The 309-nt window shown below is 32.7% G+C and carries 1 protein-coding gene; it reads left to right on the forward strand.

Going from position 1 to position 309, the window contains the following annotated elements:
- Positions 1 to 103 precede the first annotated feature (103 nt).
- A partial coding sequence (locus tag M3090_RS15745; RefSeq protein WP_410553280.1) for a transposase occupies positions 104 to 309 on the forward strand: 206 nt, incomplete at its 3' end.

Consider the following 309-nt stretch of genomic DNA (forward strand, 5'->3'; position numbering starts at 1 on the left):
TAAAGTTTAAAACAAGAGAGTGTTTCTTCTTTCTGCGAAAATGATTATTTTAAGTTATCACACTTGAAATAATTATGTATTCAACAGATATAGAAGAAACACAGTGGCAAGTATCAAGAAAATCTTGAACGCGCAAGAGAGAAAACGAAAATATGATTTACGTGAAATATGGAATGCCATATTTTACCTTGTCAAAACAGGATGCCAATGGCGTGTGCTCCTTTCGGATTTTGTTCCTTGGAAACTTGTCTACTATTATTACCGCAAATGGTCATCGTTAGGGAATTTTGATTTGTTGCTTAATAATTA

The sequence above is a fragment of the Bacteroides sp. ET71 genome (genome assembly GCF_023336905.1).
GTDB lineage: Bacteria > Bacteroidota > Bacteroidia > Bacteroidales > Bacteroidaceae > Bacteroides.